Origin of the sequence: Pseudoalteromonas sp. 19-MNA-CIBAN-0066 (assembly GCF_040308705.1) — a bacterium.
Taxonomy (GTDB): domain Bacteria; phylum Pseudomonadota; class Gammaproteobacteria; order Enterobacterales; family Alteromonadaceae; genus Pseudoalteromonas; species Pseudoalteromonas nigrifaciens.
Genome location: NZ_JBEONZ010000007.1, coordinates 138661 through 149398, shown reverse-complemented (window position 1 = coordinate 149398; position 10738 = coordinate 138661). Strand labels below are relative to the sequence as shown.

The window sequence follows — 10738 nt, the reverse complement described above, 5'->3', positions numbered from 1 at the left end:
GGCTTGTGGGCCTTTTTGACCTTGAGTAACAGTAAACTGTACACGTTGGCCTTCAGCTAAAGTTTTGAAACCGTCGCCTGAAATTGCACTGAAATGTGCAAACACGTCTGCGCCAGATTCTTGCTCGATAAAGCCAAAACCTTTTGCTTCGTTAAAAAATTTTACTGTACCAGTTGTAGTATTAGACATAATAGTATCCTAAGAATTAATAAAAGTGTGCCTTAAAATAGGCAATTTAACAGGGAGAAAACAAGCATATAACTGAGGATAACGCGCAGGATTATTACTAATAACAACGTGGTACTTACAAATAAGCTGGGTTTTCAATCAACCCGATGCAGGCATGTTAGAGTAAGTTAAAACATGTAGCAAGCTTTATATAATTAAAAGTTATATAAAACGGCATGATTATTTTATATCCTTTTGTAAATTAAGGGTTTTATTTTTTAACTTTGTTTTGCATTTTTGATGTGTTTTGATTTTATAGTAGTTACATTCATAAATTTAGTCATTTAACTTTCATAAAAATTACCTTTATTAGTCATATCTATTTTTTATAGTGCAGCGGTTGATCTTTTTGTGGTCACACATTTTTTAAAAAATAATCACTTAATAATGGGAATTATGGATGAAAATTAAAAAAGTTGCTGCGGCAATAGCGCTAACATTTGCGTTTAACGCAGCTAGTTATGCCAATGTATTACTGCAAAGCCAAAAAGACAGCAGTTGGTATAGTGCTGCGCAAACAAAATTAACAACAAAAACTACCCAAGCGCAGAGTGTTAAAGCCACCAAAGCTAAAAACGTAATTTTATTTATTGGTGATGGTATGGGGGTATCAACGCTAACCGCCGCACGTATTTTACAAGGACAACGCAATAACCAATCGGGGGAAGAGGGTTACTTAAGCTTTGAGGCATTTCCGTATTCCGCACAAGTTAAAACCTATAACGTAGATGCACAAACTCCCGATTCTGCGGGCACTATGACTGCGATGATCTCGGGTGTAAAAACCGATGTTGGCGTAATAGGTGTTGACGAAAATATAGAGCGTGGGATGTGTTCAACAGTTGCGGGCAACGAGTTACTAACAGCAACAGAGCTGGCAGAAATTAAAGGCCTAGCAACTGGGGTTATTTCAACAGCGCGAATTACCCATGCAACGCCTGCAGCAACGTATGCTAAATCGGCCGATCGTAACTGGGAAGATATTTCAGACATGCCAGAGGATGCAATTGCAGCTGGCTGTGAAGATATTGCCTCGCAACTAATTAACTTTGAAAAAAACCTAGAGGCGCGTTTTGTTGGTACTGATATAGATGGCCTTGATGTTGTTATGGGCGGCGGACGTCGGCACTTTTTACCCAAAAACGTAGCAGCTAATTCAACAGACGCAGTAAGCGCAATAGAAGGGGATCGTACCGATAATCGTAATTTGATTAGTGAATGGCAAGCGCAATACCCTACTGCAACGTATGTTATGGACCAAACCGGCTTTGATAATATTGCCGATGACGCTACTAAAGTATTTGGCTTATTTAACGAATCCCACATACAATACGAAGCAGACCGCGCAAACGATATTGCTGGCGAGCCTTCACTTACCGATATGACTACTAAAGCAATTGAAGTGCTGGGCAAAAACGACAAAGGCTTTTTCTTAACCGTTGAATCGGGTCGTATTGATCACGCGCACCATGCGGGCAATGCCTATAATGCACTTAACGACACAATAGAGTTGGCCAAAGCGGTACAAGCTGCGGTTGATAACACCAATCCAGAAGAAACCCTCATTTTAGTCACTGCCGATCACAGTCATGTATTTACTATTGCGGGCTATCCCAAACGCGGCAACCCTATTTTAGGTCAAGTTGTGGCCGTGGGCGAAACAGCCCCCAGCCTAGCTGCCGATAACAAGCCCTATACCACAGTTGGTTACGCCAATGGTTTAGGGTTTAGAAACTTAGGTGATGAAACAGATGCCGATGCAAGCTATGCAAGTGCTGCTGTGGCAGGGCGCGTTGAGTTACAAGGGATTGATACAACAACCCCTGGTTTTCATCAAGAAACAACAGTGCCATTGGCTTCGGAAACACACGCAGGTGAAGACATTTCATTGCATGCAACAGGCCCCGGTGCTCAGCTTGCACAAGGCGTAATTGAGCAAAATGTAGTGTTTCATATAATTAATCAAGCTCTTGAACTAACTCAGCAATAATGGCGGCTAACATGAAAAAATTAACGGTACTTTCTTTAGCAGTAACTCTTGCACTAACGGGTTGCTCAAGTGACAGCGATAAAAACCAAAATAGTATATTAACGGTCAATAACGTAATTGCTGTCGGGTCTGAGCAATGTGTTAACGGCGGAGTAACAACACAAACAGGCGAAGATACCAACGGTAATGGAATATTAGAAAGCAGTGAGGCTACATCAAGTAACTTAGTATGTAATGCACCAGCTACGTCGCTTAGCAGCGAGCAGTTAGCATCGCTTACTAGTAATGCTTGGTTTAGTGATGCACAAACCAAGTTAGCAACCACAAAAACAGCAAATGCGAGGATAGTGACTGAGTCAGGCAAGGCTAAAAATGTTATTTTATTTGTTGGCGATGGTATGGGAATTTCGACAATAACTGCAGCGCGTATTTTAGCCGGGCAGTTAGAAGGTGAAATGGGTGAGGAGCATCAATTAAGCTTTGAAACTATGCCGTATTCAGGTTTTGTAAAAACCTATAACGTAGATGCACAAACGCCCGATTCGGCCGGCACTATGACCGCAATGGCCTCAGGGGTTAAAACCGATGTGGGTGTTATTGGTATTGATGAAGCGGTTGAGCGTGGTAATTGTGTGTCGGGCAAAGGACATGAGCTAGTTACCTCACTAGAGCTTGCTGAAATTGCGGGTAAAGCGACCGGTATTATTTCAACTGCCCGCATTACTCATGCAACACCTGCGGCTATGTACGCAAAATCGGCCGATCGTAACTGGGAAGATATTTCAGATATGCCCGCGAGCGAGTCAGCTAATTGTGAAGATATTGCATCGCAACTGGTTAACTTTGAAGCCAACCTAAAAGCGCGCTTTAATGGTGTTGATGTAGATGGCATTGATGTTGTTATGGGTGGCGGGCGTCGTCATTTTTTACCAAAAGATGCTGCGTTTAATTCAGCCGATGCAGTAAGTGCAGTTGAAGGGGATCGTACTGATAATCGTAATTTAATTAGTGAATGGAAAACGCAATATCCAAATGGTACTTACGTAATGGATCAAACCGGTTTTGATGCAATTAGCGATGATGCTACTAAAGTATTTGGGCTGTTTAACGAATCTCACATGCAGTACGAAGCAGACCGCGCAAATGATATTGCTGGCGAGCCTTCGCTTTCGCAAATGACCGAAAAAGCCATAAATGTACTGGGCAAAAACGACAAAGGGTTTTTCTTAACCGTTGAGTCGGGTCGTATTGATCACGCGCACCATGCGGGTAATGCATATAACGCTTTAAACGACACCATTGAATTGGCAAAAGCAGTTAAAGTTGCGGTTGATAACACCAATCCAGAGGAAACGCTTATTGTTGTAACAGCCGATCACAGCCATGTATTTACCATTGCGGGTTACCCTAAACGCGGTAATCCTATTTTAGGTAAAGTGGTGGGCGTAGGCGAAACAACGCCAAGTCTAGCGGCCGATGATATGCCATATACAACGCTAGGTTATACCAATGGTGGTGGTTTTAGAAACCTCGGTAGCGAAACAGATGCTGACGTAGGTTATAACTTTGCACCAGTAACAGGGCGGGTTGATTTAACCAATGTTGATACTACTACCCCTGGTTTTCATCAAGAAGCGCTGGTACCAATGAGCTCAGAAACACACGCAGGTGAAGATGTTGGCGTATATGCTATAGGCCCTGGTGCGCACTTAGTGACAGGCACTAATGAGCAAAGCTTTTTATTTCATGTAATGGACTTTGCCGCAGATTTAGTTAAAACAGCAAACGACAAAGTGGCGCAGTAGTAAGTTTATAATTTGTGTGTGCAAAACAACTCGTACTCTGTGCGGGTTGTTTTTATATTATATTTTGTCATAAAACAGCCATTATTTTTAGCTATGTTAAAAGCATAAATTAGAGCATTTAAAAAGAGTACCCAATGAAAAAAGCATTATTAATGATGACCGTATTATTCAGTAGCAGCGCTTTTTCCCAGCAATGCAATGTTAACCCAGCGCTATTAAAAGCAACTTACACTGTAACCAACAATAAAAATAACGAGCCAACAACTCAAGCGCTAACCCTGTGGCGAAACCAGCAACAAGTAGCGCATCAAAACGAAATAACGACCGAACTGTGGCAGCATTTAACTAATAAGCAAATACGGCCAATTCGTTACTTTAATGCTCAGCAGCGGGGTATTGAATACCAACCGTCAGAAGTACGTGGAGTACAAAACTGGAGTGCAAAAAACCAGCTGGTGGATGCGCATTTAATAGCAAAAATGACGTTAGTAAATACTCAGGGTACAGGTTGTGATGAAGTAAAAAACTATGTGTTAAACGAAGCTGAAACTGAGTATAAGCTGGCTTTATTTACACAGTCAAAGTTGGTTAAAACATTTAGTGTCAGCAGTAAAAAAGGCCAAGTAAGCACCTTACTCAGCCTTAATAATGTAAGCAGTAACGAGCAAGCGATAGTTGCTCAGTTTGCTAAATGGGATAACTTTCAAACTACTGACTATGCCGATATAGGCGACAACGAAAACGATCCCTTTTTAGCTAAAATGATTAACCTTGGTTTTATTGAGCATAGCGCCACTGGCTTTTATAACCAGCAGGGGCAAGCTATCCAAGGTGAGCATTATCATTAGATTTTTTGGGCTTGGCAGCGTCCTCTGTTAAGCCCGCAATATAGTCGTTGTCGTCGCAGGTATTTAAATCTTCTTGTGCTTGTTTGTCTTGTTGTAGTACTTGTTTTAAATCTTCCATACGCTGGCGTACAGCTACACCGTAGCTAATATCGTCGCCCCATAATTTTGCTAACTGTAATACACTGGCGCGGTCGTGATCTCTAAATAGCTTACCAGCTCGCTCGGCATCGGGTTTATTGTTACCTAATAACTCGAGCGCTTTAACTGCAAGGCTGATGGCAGAATCAACAGTTTCACGATTAAAGGCATCTACTTTTAAACTAAGTAATTGATAAGCGTGACGACGGTCGATAGCACGTGCAACAATTTTTAACTGCGGGTAGTTTTTTTGCGCAAGCTTAATAATTTCTAATGTTTTATCGGGGTTATCTATAGCCACTACCAGCATTTGTGCTGTTTTTGCACCTGCGGCTTCAAGTAGCTCCTGACGCCCAGCATCACCATAAAATACCGTTTTACCAAAGCGGCGTAATAATTCAATTTGCGTAGGGCTATGATCAAGTACTGTTATTTCGTAACCCTGGGCATGCAGTAAACGCCCCATTACTTGGCCAAAGCGACCGTAGCCCGCAATAATGACATGTTTAGCGCTGCTAATATGCTCGGGTTTATCAAATTCAGGCTTTACGCTGCTATCGCGTTTTTGCAGTTGCTCGTAAAACATTAATAATAAAGGTGCTATTAACATAGAAATAGCCACCACTAAGGTTGTTAATGCGGTTTGTTCGGGCGTTAAAATGCTTAGCGTACTAGTTACACTTAATAATACAAAAGCAAATTCGCCTCCTTGTGCCAAAGCCAGTGTAAATAATAGTTGCTGCTTTTTATTTATTTGAAAGGTAAAAGCCAGCGCAAATAAAATACAGGCTTTAATTACTATCAATAAAACAACTAAGCTAATCACAGTGCTAAATTGATTAAAAAACAGTTCAAAGTTAATCGACGCGCCCACAGTAATAAAAAATAGCCCTAATAGCAGACCTTTAAAAGGCTCTATGTCGGCCTCTAACTCGTGCCTAAATTCACTTTCGGCAAGTACTACGCCAGCTAAAAAGGTACCCAGCGCAGGTGATAAGCCAATACTTTGCATAACCAATGCAATGGCAACCACTAAAAAAAGCGCAAAAATGGTAAATATTTCACGTATATGTGTTTGCGCTATATATCTAAAAATGGGGGCCGATATATATTTACCGCAAGCAATAATGGCGGCAATAACAGCAATCGATGCACCTACTTGTTGCCAAACCGGCCAGTTGGCAATAATTGAATCACTAACCTCGGCGTTGCCACTCAGTGGTGCAAATGCGAGTAAGGGTAATAACGCTAAAATAGGAATAATAGCGATATCTTGAAATAGCAGTACAGAAAAAGCATTTTGCCCAGCTTCTTGTTTTAGCCAGCCTTTTTCTTCTAGGCTTTGCAGTACAATAGCGGTAGAGGAAAGCGCCAGCATTAAACCAATGGCAAGGGCTGTTTGCCAATGCATGGCAAACAGCCAATAACAAGATGCAAAAATAACGGCTGCGGTTAACACTACTTGTAAACCACCTAACCCTAAAATTGAGTGGCGTAATGTCCATAAACGTGAAGGTTGCAGCTCTAAACCAACTAAAAATAGCATCATTACTACGCCAAATTCGGCAAAGTGCATTACATCGGTTTGATCGCCAACCATAGCTAAGGCATAAGGGCCAATAAGTATGCCTGCGATTAAATAACCCAGCACCGATCCGAGTCCTACTCGTTTGGCAATAGGCACAGCTACAATTGCTGCCGCTAAGTAAATTAAAGCTATTTCTAACACGTGTTTTTCCTAGGTGAGTTTTTAAACCCAAGTGGTTTGCGTATAAATAGAATGACTGACACGCTTATAAAATACAATAATTTAAGTGGCTAAAAATGCTGTTTTTTTTAAAATTTTACAGCCTTCAAAGTATTATTAACGCTGACATACCCTAGCTCTGCTTTAATCATAATGAGATTTTTTTTCAGGATTAACGCGAATGTTACTTAGATCAATCGTTAAGCAGCAAAAAAAGGATGCGTAATGCATCCTTTATAACTTTCAACTTTTAGCTAGCACTTTTATTAAAAGCGGTAAGTAATATTACCGTATAAAAAGCGGCCATCTAAACTGTATGGCACGTAGGGGGTGTACGGGAATATTTGACCAAAGTTAGAGTAACCAATGTTATCTACAGTTGCTTGTGGGTACTGATCAAACAGGTTGTTAGCGCCTACGGCAAATTTCCATTCATCGTTAGGGCTATAAGCCACTTCAAGATCGGTTATCCATTTTGCATCTAGGTATTCATCTCGGTCGCTGCTTGTAGAAATATCAGCAACTTCGCCATAACGCGTGGCACGCAGTGTAGTTTGCCATTCGTTAAAGCTCCAAACAGCCGATAAGTTTAGTTTGCTATCTGGTGTGCCTTCTTCAAAACGGCCCACTTCACGCCGAGCAAATACAACATAGTCATCACCTAACGAATTGAGTTCTTCAGGGTTGTCGTCTATATGGGTGACTTTAGTGTCGTTAAAGTTAACCGCTGCGTTTAAGCGTACGTCGCCTAGGTTATCTAGTTCCAGTAAATAAGTTGCAACTATGTCTACACCTTGCGTACGTGAGTCTATTGCATTGGTAAAGTAGCGTACGCTTTCGGTGTTTAGCTCACCAGCGTTTGCTAAAATTTGCGCAACTGCTGCACCGGCTAGGTTTTCAGAGAGTACAATCCGGTCATCAATATCAATACGATATGCATCAACCGTTAGGCTAAAATTACCTTGAGTGTAGACAAAGCCAGCGGTTAAGTTTACAGAGTCTTCAGCGTCTAGTTTTTTAGCGCCTAATGCTTGTGCTGCTGGAGAGTCACTTGGAAATAAACCTACTTCAAACGCTTGGTTGTTTTCAAGTATGGTTGATATTTGACGATACGAGCTTTGTGCTAGCGATGGCGCGCGAAAGCCGGTACTTGCTGCACCACGTAACGATAAGTTATCAGTAATACTGTAACGCGTTGCTATTTTTGAGGTGAATGTGTCGCCAAAGTCGCTGTAATCTTCATAACGGCTGGCTAAAACCACATTCCACTTTTCTGTTAGGTAGGTATCAAATTCAACAAAAAGTGCTACGTTGTGGCGGCTTTCGTCGGTAACACTTTGCGGACCAAAACCAGATAGTACCTGTGCACCACCTGCTGCAATTGGGTTGCCGTTACTATCAAGCGCGGTAATATAAGAAGCTTCTTCGCCTTGTTCTATTTTGTAGCTTTCGTGGCGGTATTCAGCACCTATAGTAAAAAATACGTCATCTGGTAAACCTAAATCAAATGCTGTGCTGGCATCTCCATTAACAATAAATTGGTCATAAACCAATGCGCCGTTATCAAATTCGGTTTGGCTGGTGGCACCTAAAGATGTATTTAAGCTATTTACTACGCCTAATGCAAAGTCGTTGCGGCCGTAGTTGGTACTTACATCCCATGTCCAGTCGCCTGTTTCACCTTGTAAACCAAGAGCGAGAGAGTAATCTTCTACGTCGGTTTCAATTTGTGGCAAAAAGCCATTAGGGTAAACGTCTAAAATGTTATTTTTATCTACAGCTCGGCGATAAAACCCGCCTGAGTTGCCTTCACGCTTAGAGTAGCTACCAAAAGAGTATAAGTTTAAGCCGTTATCAAAGTCGTAGCCCATGTTGTAAAACAGTGCATAGTCTTCAAGCTCTGCTTTACCAAAGCGGTGATTGTAACGATCGATAGTGAACTCGCGTGGATCTAGGCTACCATCATCAAGGCGGCTATATTGCTCGCGAGGGTCAAAACCAGAGCGCTGGGTAGAGTCGTTATCACGATATTCAATAGATACGTTTACAAAACCGTTATCGGCTAACGAAAAACCAGAATTAGCGCTAATAGTACGCGTTGCGCCATCGCTCATTTTACGATCGTCGCCAGTATTAAATGCTAAGTTGCCGTTTGCATCTGCGTACACGCTTTCAAGCTGAGGTACTCCGGCCATTTGAGTATCATATTGTCCGTAAGTTACGCTTACACTGCCGCCCTGCGCTGCATCTTTAAGAATTATATTAATAACCCCTGCAATAGCATCTGAGCCGTATTGCGCTGCGGCACCGTCGCGTAATACTTCTACGCGCTTAATTGCCGATGTTGGGATCATATTTAAATCAACAGCTGTTGAACCACGCCCAACTACGCCAGCTAAGTTTAATAGCGCACCTGAATGACGACGCTTACCATTAATAAGCACTAGGGTGTGATCGGGGGCTAAACCACGCAAAACTGCAGGTTTAGCATGGTCTGTACCATCGCCCATTGTTGCGCTTGGGTAGTTAAAGCTTGGCACTTGGTTTGCTAGTACTTGGCTGATTTCAAGCTGGCCTGTACTGGCCATATCGCGACTGGTAATAATATCAACAGGTACTGAACTTTCAGCAATACTGCGTAAGCTGCGACGAGTACCCGTTACCGAAATTACTTCGATATTTTCTTGTGCTTGACTATCTGGCTCTGCGGCTACAGCTACTGAATAAGGCGTGCTCAATGCAGTAGTAACGGCCAAGCTAAGTGCTAATTTTTTCGCTGAAAAGCGCTGTATGGTCATGTGATCCCCCAAGGGCTGCTATTGTTGAGTCTAAAAGCGCCGCATCTTAAAGAAGCTAATAGGATAGTGCAAAGATCAAAACAAACTAAGTTATGCAAATAGCTAAGGCTGGTGTTTACTTTGCGCTGAACGTACTAATTTAAATAGGTGTGCTTGTGTTGAGTAGTTGCAACCACAGGGTGAATTGAGGTGTTTTTTAATACAATTAATTTAGTAAATGTAAATAAAAAAGGCCAAGTAAATTACTTGGCCTCTTTATTGTTTTTAATGTTTTAATTCAAGAGTTAAGTATTACTCTGGCGCAACGTCTAATGTAGTAAATAACGAGTAACGCACGTTATCTATGCCTTTTTCAGACGACTCTTCGCTCACGCTTGCTTCAATTAAGTATAAACCCGGGTGCTGCCACGTTGTGCTAAAAAAGCCGTTTTTGTCAGTGGTTACTTTAACTTCGCCACGTTCGTTACGGTAGCGTGTATCACCTTTTAATATTGCCAGCTCAACGTTTGCTGCCGGCTTACCAGCTTTGAGTAACTGAAAACGCGCTTGTTCGCCAACAAATAAATCGTTAGGGTGAGTTGGGCCGCTAATCTCTAAACCTTGACCAAGTAGTGCTGGCTTAGATGTGCCGTTACGACTTACAAACGTATCAACGGTAGAAAATGCTTTGGTTGTTTTAATATCTGTAGCGTCTGCTGGAATATCTTTACTGTTTTTGCCACCAAAAACACGACGACGCTCACCTTTTGCATCCTTATAAAAGGTCATTAAACGTGGTTCACGTTTCATTGCAATATGGTAAGTCCCTTCGTTGGTTAATTTAACTGCCGCAGAGTTTTTACGCTGTAAAAAGTAAGCGCGAATATTATCGCTAATAGGTTTGCCGTCAGGGCCGATAGCCATCAGTAAATTGTCGTCGTATTGTGCGTCTTTCTCAGTTGGGCGGTATGCTTTGTCGGGAGCAAAAATTTCATTAGAAATACTCGCGTCAATCATTACATAATGCGCTTTATCGCCAGATAAAGAAGTGTGCGATGGTACTAACCATTGTGCATGGGCGTTAGCATAGCTTGATGCAAGTGCAGTGACTGTAAGTGCGCCAATTAATGCACTTTTAAGTAAATTGATTTTCATAATCGTTCCTTTTTAAATGGTTTTAGCGGATGCTTTATTTGCTGCTATTA

At 41.8% G+C, this 10738-nt stretch carries 7 protein-coding genes; 3 read left to right on the top strand and 4 right to left on the bottom strand.

Translation table 11 applies throughout. The features are described from left to right. Positions 1–189 (bottom strand): cold-shock protein (locus AAEZ18_RS06870; protein ID WP_350594091.1); only part of this gene is annotated, 189 nt, incomplete at its 3' end. Between the two features lie 439 nt (positions 190–628). Between AAEZ18_RS06870 and AAEZ18_RS06865 the strand changes: the two genes are divergently transcribed. From AAEZ18_RS06865 to AAEZ18_RS06855, 3 genes are all read left to right on the top strand, one after another. Then, positions 629–2218 (top strand): alkaline phosphatase, encoded by a 1590-nt coding sequence (locus AAEZ18_RS06865; RefSeq protein WP_350594089.1) that lies wholly within the window; start codon positions 629–631, stop codon positions 2216–2218. 11 nt (positions 2219–2229) lie between these two features. Further along, entirely contained in the window at positions 2230–4023 is a 1794-nt protein-coding gene (locus AAEZ18_RS06860) for an alkaline phosphatase (RefSeq protein WP_350594087.1), read from the top strand. 134 nt (positions 4024–4157) lie between these two features. Beyond that, complete coding sequence (locus tag AAEZ18_RS06855) at positions 4158–4871, top strand: hypothetical protein (protein WP_011329600.1); 714 nt, start codon at positions 4158–4160, stop codon at positions 4869–4871. Here the strand turns inward: AAEZ18_RS06855 and AAEZ18_RS06850 are convergent. The 3 genes from AAEZ18_RS06850 to AAEZ18_RS06840 all read right to left on the bottom strand — a co-directional run bounded on the left by AAEZ18_RS06850 (position 4846) and on the right by AAEZ18_RS06840 (position 10688). After that, complete coding sequence (locus tag AAEZ18_RS06850; protein ID WP_350594085.1) at positions 4846–6738, bottom strand: monovalent cation:proton antiporter-2 (CPA2) family protein; 1893 nt, start codon at positions 6736–6738, stop codon at positions 4846–4848. The two genes, AAEZ18_RS06855 and AAEZ18_RS06850, sit on opposite strands and share 26 nt — an antisense overlap. 284 nt (positions 6739–7022) lie before the next feature. After that, positions 7023–9554 carry a TonB-dependent receptor plug domain-containing protein gene (locus AAEZ18_RS06845; RefSeq protein ID WP_182684138.1) on the bottom strand — a complete coding sequence of 844 codons (2532 nt, stop codon included), beginning with the start codon at positions 9552–9554 and terminating at the stop codon, positions 7023–7025. Between the two features lie 291 nt (positions 9555–9845). Next, the gene (locus AAEZ18_RS06840) at positions 9846–10688 is read right to left on the bottom strand and encodes a DUF4198 domain-containing protein (protein WP_350594083.1); all 843 of its coding nucleotides are present in this window, start codon (positions 10686–10688) and stop codon (positions 9846–9848) included. Between the last annotated feature and the right edge of the window lie 50 nt (positions 10689–10738).

Excerpts from the sequence above, each read along its gene's own strand:
- AAEZ18_RS06845 (WP_182684138.1), bottom strand. The coding sequence starts at position 9,554 with ATGACCATACAGCGCTTTTCAGCGAAAAAATTAGCACTTAGCTTGGCC.
- AAEZ18_RS06840 (WP_350594083.1), bottom strand. The coding sequence starts at position 10,688 with ATGAAAATCAATTTACTTAAAAGTGCATTAATTGGCGCACTTACAGTC.
- AAEZ18_RS06860 (WP_350594087.1), top strand. The coding sequence starts at position 2,230 with ATGAAAAAATTAACGGTACTTTCTTTAGCAGTAACTCTTGCACTAACG.
- AAEZ18_RS06865 (WP_350594089.1), top strand. The coding sequence starts at position 629 with ATGAAAATTAAAAAAGTTGCTGCGGCAATAGCGCTAACATTTGCGTTT.
- AAEZ18_RS06855 (WP_011329600.1), top strand. The coding sequence starts at position 4,158 with ATGAAAAAAGCATTATTAATGATGACCGTATTATTCAGTAGCAGCGCT.